Source organism: Kluyvera sichuanensis (assembly GCF_040930405.1).
Lineage (GTDB): Bacteria > Pseudomonadota > Gammaproteobacteria > Enterobacterales > Enterobacteriaceae > Kluyvera > Kluyvera sichuanensis.
In genome coordinates this window covers 1,616,937-1,632,898 of the sequence record NZ_CP162271.1, presented here as the reverse complement: position 1 = coordinate 1,632,898, position 15,962 = coordinate 1,616,937, and the positions used below count along the sequence as shown (strand labels likewise).

At 54.9% G+C, this 15,962-nt stretch carries 14 protein-coding genes; 7 read left to right on the top strand and 7 right to left on the bottom strand.

What is annotated here, in order from left to right; genetic code table 11:
• Position 1: 1 nt before the first annotated feature.
• The 3 genes from AB2B48_RS08130 to AB2B48_RS08120 all read right to left on the bottom strand — a co-directional run bounded on the left by AB2B48_RS08130 (position 2) and on the right by AB2B48_RS08120 (position 2,064).
• The gene (locus AB2B48_RS08130) at positions 2–367 is read right to left on the bottom strand and encodes a glycerol dehydratase reactivase beta/small subunit family protein (RefSeq protein WP_185667735.1); all 366 of its coding nucleotides are present in this window, start codon (positions 365–367) and stop codon (positions 2–4) included.
• Positions 368–434: 67 nt separating this feature from the next.
• The gene (gene dhaT, locus AB2B48_RS08125) at positions 435–1,598 is read right to left on the bottom strand and encodes a 1,3-propanediol dehydrogenase (RefSeq protein ID WP_368301940.1); all 1,164 of its coding nucleotides are present in this window, start codon (positions 1,596–1,598) and stop codon (positions 435–437) included.
• Positions 1,599–1,635: 37 nt separating this feature from the next.
• A complete protein-coding gene (locus AB2B48_RS08120) occupies positions 1,636–2,064 on the bottom strand; it encodes a GlcG/HbpS family heme-binding protein (RefSeq protein ID WP_368301496.1) in 429 nt (142 codons plus the stop codon).
• Positions 2,065–2,456: 392 nt separating this feature from the next.
• Here AB2B48_RS08120 and AB2B48_RS08115 point away from each other — a divergent pair, with 392 nt between their 5' ends.
• The 6 genes from AB2B48_RS08115 to AB2B48_RS08090 all read left to right on the top strand — a co-directional run bounded on the left by AB2B48_RS08115 (position 2,457) and on the right by AB2B48_RS08090 (position 8,648).
• Positions 2,457–4,124: a propanediol/glycerol family dehydratase large subunit gene (locus AB2B48_RS08115; protein WP_368301495.1), complete on the top strand. Its 1,668-nt coding sequence runs from the start codon at positions 2,457–2,459 to the stop codon at positions 4,122–4,124.
• A 13-nt stretch (positions 4,125–4,137) separates the two neighbouring features.
• Complete coding sequence (locus tag AB2B48_RS08110) at positions 4,138–4,728, top strand: propanediol/glycerol family dehydratase medium subunit (RefSeq protein WP_185667739.1); 591 nt, start codon at positions 4,138–4,140, stop codon at positions 4,726–4,728.
• Positions 4,729–4,742: 14 nt separating this feature from the next.
• Positions 4,743–5,156, top strand: coding sequence for a diol dehydratase small subunit (locus tag AB2B48_RS08105; protein WP_263407165.1), 414 nt, complete (start codon positions 4,743–4,745; stop codon positions 5,154–5,156).
• 12 nt (positions 5,157–5,168) lie between these two features.
• Complete coding sequence (locus AB2B48_RS08100; protein ID WP_368301494.1) at positions 5,169–7,004, top strand: diol dehydratase reactivase subunit alpha; 1,836 nt, start codon at positions 5,169–5,171, stop codon at positions 7,002–7,004.
• 114 nt (positions 7,005–7,118) lie between these two features.
• Positions 7,119–8,246, top strand: coding sequence for an alkene reductase (locus AB2B48_RS08095; protein WP_368301493.1), 1,128 nt, complete (start codon positions 7,119–7,121; stop codon positions 8,244–8,246).
• Positions 8,247–8,276: 30 nt separating this feature from the next.
• Entirely contained in the window at positions 8,277–8,648 is a 372-nt protein-coding gene (locus AB2B48_RS08090; protein WP_255581173.1) for an ArsR/SmtB family transcription factor, read from the top strand.
• Positions 8,649–8,750: 102 nt separating this feature from the next.
• On the opposite strand, the gene AB2B48_RS08085 is transcribed toward AB2B48_RS08090, so the two are convergent.
• The 3 genes from AB2B48_RS08085 to AB2B48_RS08075 form a co-directional block, all read right to left on the bottom strand.
• On the bottom strand, positions 8,751–10,214 hold the full coding sequence (locus AB2B48_RS08085; protein ID WP_368301492.1) for a DUF1254 domain-containing protein: 1,464 nt from the start codon (positions 10,212–10,214) through the stop codon (positions 8,751–8,753).
• A gap of 14 nt (positions 10,215–10,228) precedes the next feature.
• Entirely contained in the window at positions 10,229–11,707 is a 1,479-nt protein-coding gene (locus AB2B48_RS08080; protein WP_368301491.1) for a DUF1254 domain-containing protein, read from the bottom strand.
• A gap of 424 nt (positions 11,708–12,131) precedes the next feature.
• Positions 12,132–13,037 (bottom strand): LysR family transcriptional regulator, encoded by a 906-nt coding sequence (locus AB2B48_RS08075; RefSeq protein ID WP_185667744.1) that lies wholly within the window; start codon positions 13,035–13,037, stop codon positions 12,132–12,134.
• Positions 13,038–13,209: 172 nt separating this feature from the next.
• Here AB2B48_RS08075 and AB2B48_RS08070 point away from each other — a divergent pair, with 172 nt between their 5' ends.
• Positions 13,210–13,959 carry an SDR family NAD(P)-dependent oxidoreductase gene (locus AB2B48_RS08070; protein ID WP_333010495.1) on the top strand — a complete coding sequence of 250 codons (750 nt, stop codon included), beginning with the start codon at positions 13,210–13,212 and terminating at the stop codon, positions 13,957–13,959.
• Between the two features lie 69 nt (positions 13,960–14,028).
• Here AB2B48_RS08070 and AB2B48_RS08065 read toward each other — a convergent pair whose 3' ends face one another.
• The gene (locus AB2B48_RS08065) at positions 14,029–15,957 is read right to left on the bottom strand and encodes a putative bifunctional diguanylate cyclase/phosphodiesterase (protein WP_368301490.1); all 1,929 of its coding nucleotides are present in this window, start codon (positions 15,955–15,957) and stop codon (positions 14,029–14,031) included.
• Positions 15,958–15,962: the final 5 nt, after the last annotated feature.

Here is a 15,962-nt window from a genome sequence, read left to right as displayed (position 1 = left end):
ATTATTCAACCTCGGTTAGCGGTAGCGTTTTCACCAGTTGGCCCGCGTTAGCGCCAAGATTACGCCACTGTGATTGGGTACTGGCGGCAGGAAGATGGCGCAGCGCACGGCCCGCCGGATATTGGGCATGGGTCAGCGCTACGTCGCCGCTGGCGGTCATGCCAATGCCGATACGCAGCGCTGAGTGCTGCGCGGCGTTACGTGCCAGCGCCATCGCATCGTCCTGTTCATCGCAGGGCAGCGGGCGGCACGGTACGCCCTGTTCCTCCAGCCCGAGACTTATCTGGCGCAGGGCTTCACTCCGTTCCTGCGAGGGGTGATAAAACAGATGCACTGCGGGTGATGCCGGGACGCCGGGATTTTGCATTGGGAACTCCACGCGGATGAACGCTAAAAAAAGCGGGCACGAGGCCCGCTGGTGGGGATAAGGTCAATCAGAAGGCCTGACGGAAAATCTCAACGATCTCTTTTTCGTTGCCTTTACGTGGGTTGGAGAAGGCGTTGCCATCTTTCAGCGCCATTTCAGCCATGTACGGGAAGTCGGCCTCTTTGACGCCCAGGTCGCGCAGGTGCTGAGGAATCCCGACATCGTTGGACAGGCGCGCGATGGCGTGAATTGCCCGCTCGGCAGCGTCCATGGTGGAGAGTCCTGAGACGTTTTCACCCATAAAGGTGGCGATATCGGCGAATTTTTCCGGGTTGGCAATCAGGTTGTAACGGCAGACGTGCGGCAGTAAAACCGCGTTAGCCACGCCGTGTGCCATATCGTAAAGCCCGCCCAGTTGGTGGGCCATCGCGTGCACGTAGCCGAGGTTGGCGTTGTTAAACGCCATGCCGGCGAGCAGGGAGGCGCAGGCCATATTTTCACGGGCTTTCAGGTTGGTGCCGAGCGCAACGGCCTGACGCAGGTTGGTGGCAATCAGCTTGATGGCCTGAATGGCTGAGGCGTCGGTGACCGGGTTAGCGTCTTTGGAGATATACGCTTCCACGGCGTGGGTCAGGGCATCCATCCCGGTAGCGGCGGTCAGACCGGCAGGTTTGCCGACCATCAGCAGCGGGTCGTTGATCGACACCGACGGCAGGTTACGCCAGCTGACAATCACAAACTTCACTTTGGTTTTGGTGTTGGTCAGCACGCAGTGGCGGGTGACTTCGCTGGCGGTACCGGCGGTGGTGTTGACCGCAATGATCGGCGGCAGGGCATGGGTCAGGGTTTCGATACCTGCATAGCTGTAAAGGTCGCCTGGGTGGGTGGCGGCAATCCCGATACCTTTACCGCAGTCGTGCGGGCTACCGCCGCCGACGGTGATGATCATATCGCAGCCTTCTTTCTGGAAGACCGCCAGACCATCGCGCACGTTCGTGTCTTTCGGATTCGGCTCCACGCCGTCAAAAATGACCACCTCAATGCCCGCTTCACGCAGATGTTTGACCGTCTGATCGACCGCGCCGTCTTTAATCGCCCGCAGGCCTTTGTCGGTCACCAGCAGGGCTTTTTTGCCGTTCAGTAATTTGCAGCGCTCACCGACAACGGAGACGGCGCCGGGGCCAAAAAAGTTCACATTTGGAACAAGGAAATCATACATACGATTGCTCATCATAAATCCTTAAAATAGGGTTGCGAAATAGTGTGAATTAAAGCTGTTGGAAATAAGTTAATGCCGCCATGGCTATTTCTATGTCCTGCTCTACGGTGCCGCCGCTGACGCCGATAGCGCCGATCACGTTATCGTTTTCAATAATCGGGAAGCCGCCGCCAAAAATAACAATGCGCTGCTGATTGGTGAGCTGCAAACCATAAAGCGACTGACCGGGTTGTACACATTCGGTAATTTCATGCGTGGCCTGTTGTAAACAGCATGCAGTCCAGGCTTTATTCAGTGAGATCTCGCAGCTGGTAATAAAAGCCTCATCCATCCGCTGCATCAGCAGCGGGTTTGCGCCGCTATCGACAACGGAAATAACGACCGGGACATTGATTTCAATCGCTTTCTTCTCGGCCTTTGCCGCCATGGCTTGCGCCATCGCGAGGCTTACGGTGGCACGGGGCAGACTCTTTTTCATCAGAACTCCTGAACGCATCAGCAGATTGTTAATGGATGTGGTGTTAATTTAATAAAACTTTAATTCATGATGGATTAATAGCCTGAAGTGACGTTAATCCTTTGGTGTTATTTTTGCCTTAAAAAATATTAAGTCAATGGGGTGAGAAATAACCAGGTATGGATATTTGTGGCGTTGTTATGGCTATTTTGATTTGGGTGCGGTCGCGTATCACATTTGCTTATTTATCGGCATTATTGGGTTTCACACTGAAACGCATTAAATAAATAACGTCTCAGAATGGAACGTTATTTATTTAATTTTTTTCTGACCGCGAGCCCTTTAAGTTGCCGGTAACTCTCACCCGTAGCCAACGCGCGGGTGCCATTTTTACACTTACGAGCCTGAGCAATATGAGACGATCAAAACGATTCGAAGTCCTCGAAAAGCGGCCGGTTAACCATGATGGCCTGATTGGAGAATGGCCCGAAGAGGGGCTGATAGCGATGGAAAGCCCGTGGGACCCGCCCTCCTCGGTAAAGGTTGAAAACGGCCGCATTGTGGAGTTGGACGGTAAAACCCGAGCCGAGTTTGACATGATTGACCGGTTTATCGCCGACTACGGCATTAACGTGGCGGAAACGGAACGCGCGATGGCGCTCGACGCCTTAACCATTTCGCGCATGCTGGTGGATATCAACATCAGCCGCGCCGAGATTGTGAAAATCACCACGGCGATCACCCCGGCGAAAGCGGTCGAAGTGATGGCCCATATGAACGTCGTGGAGATGATGATGGCGCTGCAAAAAATGCGCGCCCGCCGCACGCCGTCGAACCAGTGTCACGTCACCAACCTGAAGGACAACCCGGTACAAATCGCCGCCGATGCGGCAGAGGCGGGGATCCGTGGCTTCTCCGAACAGGAAACCACCGTCGGGATTGCCCGCTACGCGCCGTTTAACGCCCTAGCGCTGCTGGTCGGCTCGCAGTCCGGCCGCCCGGGGGTATTAACCCAGTGTTCGGTAGAAGAGGCAACGGAACTCGAGTTGGGGATGCGCGGCTTAACCAGCTATGCGGAAACCGTGTCGGTGTACGGCACCGAAGCGGTGTTTACCGACGGCGACGACACCCCGTGGTCGAAAGCCTTCCTTGCCTCGGCCTACGCTTCTCGCGGCCTGAAAATGCGCTACACCTCAGGCACCGGTTCCGAGGCGCTGATGGGCTATTCCGAAAGCAAATCCATGCTGTATCTGGAGTCGCGCTGCATCTTTATCACCAAAGGCGCGGGCGTACAGGGGCTGCAAAACGGTGCCGTGAGCTGTATCGGCATGACCGGTGCGGTGCCGTCGGGCATTCGTGCGGTGCTGGCCGAAAACCTGATTGCCTCAATGCTCGATCTGGAGGTGGCCTCCGCTAATGACCAGACTTTCTCCCATTCCGATATTCGCCGCACGGCGCGCACCCTGATGCAGATGCTGCCGGGAACCGACTTTATCTTCTCCGGCTATAGCGCGGTGCCGAACTACGACAACATGTTTGCCGGGTCGAACTTCGACGCCGAAGACTTCGATGATTACAACATTTTGCAGCGTGACCTGATGGTCGACGGCGGCCTGCGCCCGGTGTCGGAAGCAGAGACCATTGCCATTCGCAACAAAGCGGCCCGCGCCGTGCAAGCGGTATTCCGCGAACTGGGGCTGCCGCCGGTCAGCGATGAAGAGGTCACGGCGGCGACCTACGCCCACGGCAGTAAAGACATGCCGCCGCGCAATGTGGTGGAAGACCTCAGTGCGGTGGAAGAGATGATGAAGCGCGAGATTACCGGGCTGGATATCGTCAAGGCGCTGAGCGTAAACGGTTTTGATGATGTGGCAGACAATATTCTCAACATGCTGCGCCAGCGCGTTACCGGGGATTATCTGCAAACCTCCGCCATTCTTGACCGCGACTTTGAAGTGGTGAGCGCGGTGAACGACGTCAATGATTACCAGGGCCCAGGCACGGGCTATCGACTCTCCCCGGAACGTTGGGAAGAGATTAAGAACATCGCCACGGTGATCCAGCCGGACAGCATTGAGTAAGCGGGGCAACAGCATGGAAACAACACAGAAAAAAGCGCCGGTATTCACCCTGAAGCTGGTGGAGAGCGGGACGGCACGCGTCGGTGAACGGGCCGATGAAGTGGTGATTGGCGTGGGGCCAGCGTTCGATAAGTTTCAGCATAAAACGCTGATCGACATGCCGCACAAGGCGATCATCAAAGAGCTGGTGGCCGGGGTCGAAGAAGAGGGGCTTCATGCCAGAGTGGTGCGGATCCTGCGCACCTCTGATGTCTCGTTTATGTCCTGGGATGCCGCCAACCTCAGTGGTTCCGGCATCGGTATCGGCATTCAGTCCAAAGGGACGACGGTGATTCATCAGCGCGATTTACTGCCGCTCAGTAACCTTGAGCTGTTCTCCCAGGCACCGCTGCTGACCCTCGAGACCTACCGCCAGATTGGCAAAAACGCAGCCCGCTATGCCCGCAAAGAGTCGCCATCGCCGGTGCCGGTGGTCAATGACCAGATGGTCAGGCCGAAATTTATGGCCAAGGCGGCGCTGTTTCATATCAAAGAGACCAAACATGTGGTGCCGGATGCCAAACCCGTCACCCTGAATATCGAGATTATCCGGGAGGAAAAATGACCGCTTATACCACGATGACCGCCGCGGATTACCCGCTGGCCACCCGCAGCCCAGAGCGTATTCAAACTCCAACCGGCAAACCGCTGACCGATATTACGCTGGAAAACGTGCTCGCTGGGAAAATTGGGCCGAAGGATGTGCGTATTTCGCGTGAGACCCTGGAGTACCAGGCGCAGATTGCCGAGCAGATGCATCGCCACGCTATCGCCCGCAACCTACGCCGGGCGGGAGAGCTTATCGCCATTCCCGATAGCCGGATCCTCGAAATTTATAATGCGCTACGCCCGTATCGTTCCACTGTGGAAGAGCTGCTGGCGATTGCCGATGAGCTGGAAACCCAGTACCAGGCGACGATCAACGCCGCGTTTATCCGCGAGTCAGCCGAGGTTTATCGCCAGCGCGATAAGCTGCGCAAACAGGACGTATAGGGGTAGCAGACGATGGCATTGATTGCGGGCATTGATATTGGCAATGCCACCACGGAGGTCGCGCTGGCGGAGCTAACCGACCAGGGGAAACGCTTTCTCTCGAGCGGCATTGTGTCCACCACCGGCACCAAAGGGACGCGGGATAACATCAGCGGCGTAATGGCCTCACTTCAGCAGGCGCTGGAGAAGGCGGGCAGGCATCAGCGGGAGGTGACGCGGGTCTGCCTTAACGAGGCCGCGCCGGTGATTGGCGATGTGGCGATGGAAACCATTACCGAAACCATTATCACCGAATCAACGATGATTGGTCATAACCCGCAAACGCCCGGTGGGCAGGGGCTGGGGGTTGGCACCACGGTTCGTCTGGCAAACCTCGATGCGCTGACGCCTGACCAGTACGCCAGCGGCTGGATCCCGCTGGTGGACCGCGAGGTGGATTTTATGGACGCGGCCTGGCAGTTGAACGAGGCGCTGGCGCGCGGCATTAACGTGGTGGCGGTGATCCTCCAGCAGGATGACGGGGTGCTTATCCATAATCGTCTGCAGCGAACCCTGCCGATTGTCGATGAAGTCACGCTGATTGACCAGGTGCCGGAAGGGGTGCTGGCGGCGGTGGAGGTAGCGCCCACCGGGCAGGTTATCTCGCTGTTGTCGAACCCCTACGGCATCGCCACCTGGTTTCATCTCACCCCGGATGAAACGCGGATGATTGTGCCGGTGGCCCGAGCGCTTATCGGCAACCGTTCGGCGGTAGTGCTCAAAACGCCACAGGGGGACGTGAAGTCGCGGGTGATCCCGGCGGGGCATATTACGGTGTGCGGTGAGAAGCGCAGCGTTCAGGCTGATGTAGCCAGCGGTGCCGAGGCGATTATGCAGGCGGTCGCCGGGTGCGCGCCGGTCCGCGATATTCGCGGTGAACCGGGCACTCACGCCGGGGGGATGCTGGAGCGGGTGCGTCAGGTGATGGCATCGCTTAGCGGCCACGGCGCCGACGAGGTGTTTATCCAGGATTTACTGGCGGTGGACACCTTTATTCCCTGCAAGGTCCAGGGTGGTCTGGCCGACGAGTTCTCGATGGAGAATGCGGTGGGCATTGCCGCGATGGTGAAATCCGATCGCCTGCAAATGGAGGTGATTGCCCGTGAACTGAGCCAGCGCTTAGCGACGCAAGTAGAGGTGGGGGGCGTGGAGGCCAATATGGCGATTACCGGTGCGCTAACCACGCCCGGTAGCGACACGCCGTTGGCCATCCTCGACCTCGGGGCAGGCTCCACGGATGCGGCAACGATCAACGCCGCCGGGCAGATCAACGCCGTGCATCTGGCAGGGGCAGGCAATATGGTCAGCCTGCTTATCAAAACCGAGCTTGGGCTCAGCGACCTGCACCTGGCGGAGGAGATCAAAAAGTACCCGCTGGCTAAAGTAGAAAGTCTGTTTAGCCTGCGCCATGAGAACGGCAGCGTGGAGTTTTTCCGCGAGCCGCTCAGCCCGGCGGTATTTGCTAGGGTGGTGTATATCAAAGAGGGCACGCTGGTGCCGATTGAGAGCCAGACCTCGCTGGAGAAAATTCGCCGGGTACGGCGTCAGGCGAAAGAGAAAGTGTTTGTCACCAACTGCCTGCGGGCGCTGCGGCTGGTCTCCCCCGGCGGCAATATTCGTGAGATTGCGTTTGTCGTGCTGGTGGGTGGGTCGTCGCTTGATTTTGAGCTGCCGCAGCTTATCACCGATGCCTTATCGCACTACGGCGTGGTGGCCGGGCAGGGGAATATTCGCGGTACGGAGGGGCCGCGTAATGCGGTGGCGACCGGGCTGGTTTACCGTTGCGCACCTGAAGCGTCGCTGCAGTAAATTCAAATATCGAAATATATAAATATTGCAATGTATCTATATTGAGAATAGGCTTTGTTCCATCACCGGCAGGCAGCGTTGCCTGCCAGAGCGCCTATCAAGATGGAATATGTCATGGAAAATACTGCACTTTTTACCCCGTTAACTCTGGGTGCCTTCACGCTGAAAAATCGCATTGCGCTGCCGCCGCTGACGCGCTCACGCAGCAGCCAGCCGGGTAACGTTGCCAACGATCTGATGGCGGAATATTACGCACAGCGCAGCAGCGCCGGATTTATGGTCAGCGAAGGGACGCAGATTGAACCGCGTGGTCAGGGCTATGCCTGGACGCCGGGTATCTACACACCAGAGCAGATAGCGGGTTGGAAAAAAGTCACCGAGCGGGTGCACCAGCAGGGCGGCGTGATTTTTGCCCAGCTCTGGCACGTGGGGCGGGTTTCTCATACCTCTCTGCAGCCGGGAGAAGGCGCGCCCGTGGCGCCGTCGGCGATTCCGGCGACCAATGTGAAAGTGTTTATTGAAACCGGGCCGGGTACAGGGGCGCTGGCAGAGCCGTCTGCACCGCGTGCGCTGAGCACCGATGAAGTCCGTGAGCTGGTGGCGCTGTACGCGACCGCCGCGCGCAATGCGATGGCGGCGGGCTTTGATGGCATTGAGCTGCATGCCGCTAACGGCTATCTGATTAACCAGTTTATGTCGGTGCATACCAACCAGCGCGACGACGTCTACGGTGGCTCGCTGGATAACCGACTGCGTTTTCTGCGCGAAGTGACTCAGGCGGTGATTGGGGTTGTCGGCAAAGAACGCGTTGGGGTGCGCTTTGCACCGCTGTTCGAAAGCACATCGGAAGACCGTGTTTACCTCGGGCTGGTGGAGCCGGACCCGTTTACCACCTATATCGAAGCAGCAAAACAGCTCAACCAACTGGAGATTGCCTATCTCTCCATCGCCGAAGCGGACTGGGATAATGCGCCTGACCTGCCGGCAGAATTCTGCCGTGCGCTGCGTGAGACCTTCGACGGGGTGCTGATGTATGCCGGGAAATATACCGCCGAGAAGGCGACGCGGATGCAGCAAGCCGGGCTGGCGGATTTGTTCGGTTTTGGCCGTACGTTTATCGCCAACCCGGATCTGCCCGCGCGTCTTGCCAACGGCTGGCCGCTGAACCCGGCGGACCGTAACACGCTGTTTGGCGGTAGTGCTGTTGGCTACACCGACTACCCAACGTACAGCGCGAGCTAAGTGGTCTGCGGGCGGCATCCGTCGCCCGCATTGACATTTAACGGCGCGCTGCCTAATGTACCGTCCAACTCCATTACCGTAGCCAGCCTGATGCCGCTAAATACTGACGATATTCTGAAAGCGATTTCCAACCCGACCCGCCGGGAGATCCTGCATTGGCTGCGTGACCCCGCTGCGCATTTTGCCGGGTATCCGCATCTGCTGGACCCGCAGCAGGACGGCGTCTGCGCCAGCTTTATCCAGGAAAAAACGGCGCTGTCGCAGCCGACCATCTCTTCACACCTCAGCAAGCTGCAAAAAGCCGGGCTGTTGACCAGCAAAAGAGTCGCTACCTGGACCTATTTCAAGCGCAACGAACAGGTTATCGCCCAGTTTTTGAGCGAGCTTGAGCAGTCGCTGTAGCAGCTAACATCGCCGTTCGTTTTCGTCATATCGTTGGTATCCGCTTTTCAGCGAGTAGTCAAACCGTGTGCCCTGTCAAAGACAGGGCACACATCGCTTTTGTTATTTCGCTGTCTCAATTTTCGGTGGCTGCCAGCTGCCATCCAGAATCGGTTTTTCACCCCAGTAGGCGCGAATATAGAGCGAGAACGTTCCATCAGGCGCGGGAAGCCAGTTGTTGATCTTCTCCTCAGCTGGTCGGGTTTTGCTGATGTAGAGCGTCAGCGAGCCGTCCTCGTTGAACTTGAGATCCTTGTTTTTAGTGCCAAGCGAATAGCGGTTCAATGCATTGGAGCTGAATAGATGTTTACTGTTATACAGCGTTAATGACCAGAAGCCTTTGACCGGCGGAAGTTCGCCTTTCGGGAAGGTCACCGTATAGCTGTGGTCGCCTGATAATTGTGCTCCAGCGCCATCGTCGTCAGTATAGAAATACTGGGTTTCATTCGGTTTATTATCGAACATGTTCGATTTAGCAGTGCCGGTACGGTTGTAGTAATCGATGCCGAACTCTGCGTTGTTCTTCGAGCGGTTCCAACCGTTCCCCGCCGGAACGCCGTTATTTTTCCACTTAAAGAACTCGGCGATCACTGTTTTATCCGTTTCGACCGCGGCTTCATCCATCCATTTGCGGACTTCCGGGTTTTTCTGCCCCGCTTTAATCAGATGGCGATACTGGGCGTACATGGCATTTTCGCCGGGTAATGGTGGCACTTTATCCAGGACGTTCGCTAGCTGATCGAAGAATTTTTCAGGTACGACCCATTTAGTTTCACCTGCGCTGGCATCGGGTTTATCGCCGATGGCCGGAATATTGGCATAGTCGAAGGATTTCATTTTGCCGTTAAACTGGCTTAGCGGGTAGGTCATCACTTCTTTGATTGGTGCCTGGATGGCCTTTCGGTCTTCCACGGTGTCGTCCATCTGGATGCGTGGAATAATGTTAGCCATTTCTGTTGATGAACGGATAACCCCGTTAAATCCTTTCGGCATTTCGCCCTTCCAGTTTGGGCCGACCAGCAGATAGAAGCCCGGTCTGGTGGCATAAGGCTTGCCGATATTACCCACCTGGTTCGTTCGGGCGTCATAGATGGCGTAAACCCAGAAACGATCTTTAAAATCAGGAACCTGAATAACGATCGGTCCTTTATCCAGTTCAAAGAAACCAAGCCCGTAGGCGACGTCCTGGTTTGGGCAGGTGACAAAGGTTTCCTCAGGTTTGATGTAGTCAGTCAGCATGCTCAGCTGATCCATTGGGGCCACCGGCACCATCCCGCCGTTGAGAGCAGGGTAAGGCGCTTTGGTGATCGTTTCTCGGCGATTGAACTGATTGACCATTGGCCAGCCCCAGAGGTAGGCCTGCTGCGCGATGGCCTTAACGTAAGCTTCCGGCATCGTAACATCGGCGGATGGTTGGGTTAGCTGGGCAAATTTAGTCGGGTGCGGAATGGTAAGCGGCGCCGTTTGCGCAGCCGCGCTAGCACTTATCGTGAAGGCGGTAAACAGTGCCAGGTATCTCATTTTCATCCTGTTTCTCACTCTTATTTGTTGGTCTGAACGAGGTCGTCAGGAACCCAGGTCTGATCGTAGAAGCCGTCTTCGGTCCCGTAGAGGCGTAAGGCCACGAGGAAATTGCGATCGGGCACCGTTTTAATAAATGCGCTATCCGCGACGCCGTCCGGTTTGTTGGGGCCAAACCAGAGATCAATAGAGCCGTCTTTGTTTTTTGGAATGTTGTAATAGCCGTTAGTTGAGGGAAGGAGCTGATCGGTTTCCGGCATAGTGCCATCGGTAATGTTGTACGCCGTAACCGCCCAGAACAGCGCCGCAGGTGGGTTCGGCGGGAGATGCAGCTTGTAGGTATTACTGCCGTCCAGGAATTTACCAGCATTATCTTTAGTGGCGTAAGGATATTTAGAACCTGCTCCAGTCGTATGCATAACCATTGCCGCAGCGCTGGAGTAGGCAATCTGGAAGAAGGCGGCGCGCTGGTTAGCATCGAGTGTTCCGTACTGCATCCATTCGGCAGTGGCGCCCGCCCAGGAGTTTTCCCACTGTCTGTCTTTGTAGTAAAGCTGGCGCTGATCGTCTCGTCCCACCTGGCGACGTGCAAGGATCATCCGAGGCGCCGTTTCTACAGCTTTAGTGAGCATTTCTTGCTGCTTTGCCGTTGGGTTGAAAGGTTTACCTTTTACGATACCAATGCTGAGCAATGCGCTGCGGGTAGCATCAGGTATTGCGGTTAACGGTTCATCATCGACAAACGCTTTGAGCTTCTGCCAATAGCTGGCGTCGGTTGGATACATCATATTCACACGCTTACCGCTAGCGTCCGGGAACTGCATTGGCTTAACCTCTTTTTCTACATCCCACAGCGGATAAATACGCGTTGTTTCAGCATTTTCGACGGCAGGTGTTGGGTCGGGTTTCGCGTCACCTTTACCCATAATGGTTCTGAAGAAGAGGAATACGTTATTGGTTGATGATTTAAAGGCGTAATAACCCTGTGGCACCGGGCCATCGTAATCCGGAGGAAGCAACAAATAGAGCCCGCCACGCGCACGATCTGGGCCAATTGCGCCAACGTCGGTAATCGTTTTCTGGAAAAAGTCGGTGAACATGCCAATAACGTTTGGCGGAGCTTTGACGACCAGCGGGCCAGTTTCTTTTAAATTCAGATAGCTCATGGAATAGATAACATCACCGTTAGGCGTTGGAACCACCGCGCGGCTATCCATGCGTTCTTTCCAGATAGGTAGAATATTATAGCCTTTACCGAAGGCAGCTTCGGAACCGTCACGTAATCCAATAGTGTTCAGCAACGGTAGCGTTTGAATATAGGCCTGAATGGCATCCTGGTAATAGAGATCGTCGCTGAGCGACTGGGCTTCCTGTTGAGGGAGCCAATTACCATTATTGAGTTGTTTCATTAACGGCGACAGCGGCGCATCAGCAGCGGTTGCTGTATGAGAGAAGAACAATGCCAGTAGAATAGCGGATGTAGCGACGCGGAGTTTCATTATACATTCCTGTGCTGGAATAAAATTCGAGGTATAGTGCATCCCGGTATTTAGCAGTGTGTCCGACTCTGTGGTACTAACGATACCGAAAGCTTCTGGAAGTATAGTTCGCATCCAAAAAAATTAATTATTATAATTGTTTATATATAAATTTAAGGGGTGATGATGTTGTTAGATGAAGTTATAACGATAGGATGACAATGAATGAACGTTTTTTCCGAAGTCACTATCTATGCATTACGTAGAGATAATATTTATCGCTAATATATGATGCATCATATTATTCTACTGACTTGTCAGATGAAGTTATTTCCCCTCAGGAATACACTATATTTAATTATCATGCCTGTTGTTTTTTACTTTTGATGCCACTCATAGAACTTCGCTTCTTATTTCGCTAACCGACGACAAACCGCCTTCTGTGCTACACGTTGAGCGCCGCCGGGAAGGCCTCCTGCAGCCAGGTGGTAAAAACCCGCAGTCGCGATGGAACATAGCGGTTCTGCGCGTAGACCACGTGGAAAGGATAGGGGGCCGGACGCCACTCGCTTAAAATCTCCACTAACTCCCCGCTGGCTAACGCCTGGCGCAGCGAATAAGAAAACGTCTGCACAATACCGAGACCCGCCTGGGCGGCGGCGATGTGGGCGTTGCTCTCATTGATGCCGAGGTGGTGCTCGGCCTTTATCTCAATCGGTTGACCATCCTGCCTAAAGCGGAACGGGAACGCTCGCCCGCTGGCAGGCGATAAATAGCTGATCAGCCGATGCCCGTTCTTCAGTTCGTCCGGGTAGGCGGGCGTACCACAGCGTTTAAGATAGCCGGGGGTGGCGCAGGTGATGAGCGCCGCTTCGCCAAGTTTTCGGGCGATAAGCGTGGAGTCTTCCATCGGCCCGCCGCGAATTGCGCAGTCGATATTGCCGCCGATCAGATCCGAGGGTTTATCGGCGACCAGCAGGTCGATGCGGATATCCGGGTAGCTGACCATAAACTCGGCCAGCAGTGGAATCAGCACATCCCGCGCGGTGGAACCGCCAACGGCGATGCGCAGATGGCCTTTGGGCTTGGTGCTGGAGGTGTTAAACGCGCTATCGATCGCTTCCAGATCCGCTAAAAGCTGACGCGCCTTTTCATAGTATTCCAGCCCTTCCGGCGTGACGGTAATCCGCCGTGTGGTGCGCTGCAGCAGGCGAGTGCCGAGATGAGCTTCCAGCAGTTGAATCGTTTTGCTGAGGGTGGCATTTGGCATGTTCAGCGAGTCCGCCGCGCGGGTAAAGCTGTTGGCCTCGACCACGCGAGTAAAAACTTTGAGGGCTAGAAATTGGTCCATTATTCGTTTTTCCCCGGTAATTGGTTGCCATTATTCATGCAGGTGAATAGTGTTTTTCATTTTGCCCTATTTTTCTGCCTATGTGATGCACGCTAGAGTGATTTCCGAGCTTAGCAGTCAGTTAATCGCTGCAAGTAAATGATTCTATTAACCTATTTTAAGGATGTGCATCATGAGCAAAAAATTAGCGGAGAAAATTGCATTGGTTACCGGCGGTAGCACGGGGATTGGCCTGGCTTCGGCACAGGAACTGGCTGCGCAGGGCGCGAAAGTGTACATCACCGGTCGTCGCCAGGAAGAGCTTGATGCCGCAGTGGCCTTAATCGGGCCGTCGGCGAAAGGCATTCGCGCTGACGCTTCCGCCCTGAGCGACCTTGATACCGTGTTTGCTACCATCGCCAGTGAATCGGGCAGACTGGATATCTTGTTCGCCAACGCCGGTGGCGGCGACATGATGCCGCTGGGGGCGATTACTGAAGAACATTTCGACCGTATTTTTGGCACCAACGTGCGCGGCGTGCTGTTCACCGTGCAGAAGGCGCTGCCGCTGCTGACTCAGGGGGCGTCGGTTATCCTGACCGGTTCAACCGCCGCGGTGAAAGGGACCGCTAACTTCAGCGTGTACAGCGCCAGCAAGGCCGCGGTGCGCAATCTGGCGCGCTCATGGGCGCTTGACCTGCAGGGGCGTGGTATTCGGGTGAATGTGGTCAGCCCAGGCCCGGTCCGCACGCCGGGTCTCGGCGGACTGGTGGCGGAAGAACATCGACAGGGGCTGTTTGATGCGCTGGCTGCTGGGGTGCCGCTGGGCCGTCTGGGGGAACCGGAAGAGGTGGCGAAAACCGTCGCTTTCCTGGCTTCCGACGACGCGAGCTTTATTAATGCCGCAGAAATCTATGTTGATGGCGGGCTGGCGCAGATTTAATGGGGAGCGTGCGCCGGGTTCCGAACGGGCCCCGGCGTCGCGTTGTTCGGCCGGGCTACGTTACGCGCACTATCCGTAGCGGATTCTGCCATCAACATAAGGTTGAGGCTTGCTAAACAAATAGCCCTGCGCGAAGTCGCATCCCAAAGCCTGAAGGTTTTCCAGCTGTTCCTGCGTTTCAACGCCTTCCGCCACCGCCTTCATGTTGAGGGATTTCGCCATCCCGGTGATGAGTTTAATGATATTTAGCGCATCTTCTTGCGTCGATATCGAATGGACAAAGGACTTGTCAATTTTGATTTTATCGAAGGAAAGGCGGCTCAACCGCGCCAGGGAAGAGTAGCCGGTGCCAAAATCATCGATGGAGATTTTCACGCCCAGGGCTCTGAGTTTGTTAAGGGTATTCATCGGCGTACTGCTCTCGGTAAAGAGGGCAGATTCGGTCACTTCCAGTTCAAGACGATCGGCCGAAAGCCCGGTCTCTTTCAAAATGGACAGTACGATTCCCACAAAGCCTTTGCAGCTCAACTGCACCGGCGAGACGTTAACTGAAATTTTAGCCGGAACCGCCCAGAAGGCCGCTTCCCGACAGGCCATTTCGAGCACCAGCTTGCCCATTTCGTTAATCATGCCTGTTTTTTCAGCAACCGGAATAAAGCTATCCGGCGACATAAGGCCTTTACGCGGATGAATCCAGCGAATAAGGGCTTCATAGCTGTAAATTTCCCGGCTGAACGAGTCGACAATCGGTTGGTAATAGACCACGAATTCTTTATTCGCTAAGGCCAGCGCCATATCGTGCTCAAGCGTTCTGGTTTCCTGCAGCTGGTCCAGCATGCGTTGGCGGAAGACTTTTATCTTCCCGGTACCGGCATTTTTCGCTTCATAGAGTGCCAGATCGGCGAACTTGTAAAGATAGTCGGAGCGGCGTTCAGTGTCTGAGATAACAATGCCCACACAGGTGGTGATATTAATAATCGCGTTATAAATCGTGTAGGTCTGGTTAATGACATCGCATATTTTCTGGGCGCGCGAAACCGCGCTGCTCTCCGTCAGACCTCGCGCGAGAAAGGCAAATTCATCGCCTCCCAGGCGATAAAGCGTATCCGAACTAAATTTCAACGACATCAGCCTTTCGGAAATCTGCCGTAATAACATATCCCCGGCATCATGACCGTAGGTGTCATTGATCTCTTTAAATCGGTCTAAATCAAACAGCATCACCGTGACCGAGTCATGGTACTTTTCCGCGATCTCGATAGTGTTATTTAAATTCCACCAGAATAGCTGACGGTTGTTCATCTCGGTAAGAGAGTCATGGTAAACGTCATACTCTAGTTTGGCATTCTGGGTTTGTAGCTTTTCTTTCGACTTCTGCAGCTCTTCTGCCAGGCTCTTAACCTGACGGTGCGCCTTGAGGATATTTCTATTCTGCACAAAGCTCAGCATGCCGAGGATGGCGCTCAGTATTATCAGCAGTACGGACGTCGTGGAATACACATAGTACAGCGTCTGAATTTTGAGGTTGGCGATATTCACCGAGTTAACGTCTTTGTCTAATGCTCCGGATGAAAAACGACTGAGCGGTACATCAAGCGTATGCATGGTTTTCAGATAAGCCTGAAGTTCTGGACGATTCATAGTCTCAAGATGAACGTCCAGATATTTAAGGGTGTTTTCAAGCTTCAGGGCCAGGTCACTATGCGCTTTATTGCTTTCAATATAATGCGCTAAATCACCTTCTTTTAGTAAGTCGCTCTGGCTGAGCATGATATCGAGGCGAAGGCGCACCTCATCGAGCGTCATCGATTCATCGATAGCGTAAAGACCGACCGATGACTCAAATCGATAGTATTCAGATACCACCTGCGCGGCAGACCACGAGTTGGCGTAGTGCGTCAGACTCTGTAGCTCCTGTTGCCTCTCATGCACCAGGTAAGAGACATACCCGGTAGCGATAAAAAGGGTGAAGATAATGCCAGCCAGTATTCTGTTCATAATGC

Bases quoted from the DNA above. Each gene is read 5' to 3' on its own strand.
- AB2B48_RS08130 (WP_185667735.1), bottom strand. From the start codon at position 367: ATGCAAAATCCCGGCGTCCCGGCATCACCCGCAGTGCATCTGTTTTAT.
- dhaT (WP_368301940.1), bottom strand. From the start codon at position 1,598: ATGAGCAATCGTATGTATGATTTCCTTGTTCCAAATGTGAACTTTTTT.
- AB2B48_RS08120 (WP_368301496.1), bottom strand. From the start codon at position 2,064: ATGAAAAAGAGTCTGCCCCGTGCCACCGTAAGCCTCGCGATGGCGCAA.
- AB2B48_RS08115 (WP_368301495.1), top strand. From the start codon at position 2,457: ATGAGACGATCAAAACGATTCGAAGTCCTCGAAAAGCGGCCGGTTAAC.
- AB2B48_RS08110 (WP_185667739.1), top strand. From the start codon at position 4,138: ATGGAAACAACACAGAAAAAAGCGCCGGTATTCACCCTGAAGCTGGTG.
- AB2B48_RS08105 (WP_263407165.1), top strand. From the start codon at position 4,743: ATGACCGCCGCGGATTACCCGCTGGCCACCCGCAGCCCAGAGCGTATT.
- AB2B48_RS08100 (WP_368301494.1), top strand. From the start codon at position 5,169: ATGGCATTGATTGCGGGCATTGATATTGGCAATGCCACCACGGAGGTC.
- AB2B48_RS08095 (WP_368301493.1), top strand. From the start codon at position 7,119: ATGGAAAATACTGCACTTTTTACCCCGTTAACTCTGGGTGCCTTCACG.
- AB2B48_RS08085 (WP_368301492.1), bottom strand. From the start codon at position 10,214: ATGAAAATGAGATACCTGGCACTGTTTACCGCCTTCACGATAAGTGCT.
- AB2B48_RS08080 (WP_368301491.1), bottom strand. From the start codon at position 11,707: ATGAAACTCCGCGTCGCTACATCCGCTATTCTACTGGCATTGTTCTTC.
- AB2B48_RS08075 (WP_185667744.1), bottom strand. From the start codon at position 13,037: ATGGACCAATTTCTAGCCCTCAAAGTTTTTACTCGCGTGGTCGAGGCC.
- AB2B48_RS08070 (WP_333010495.1), top strand. From the start codon at position 13,210: ATGAGCAAAAAATTAGCGGAGAAAATTGCATTGGTTACCGGCGGTAGC.
- AB2B48_RS08065 (WP_368301490.1), bottom strand. From the start codon at position 15,957: ATGAACAGAATACTGGCTGGCATTATCTTCACCCTTTTTATCGCTACC.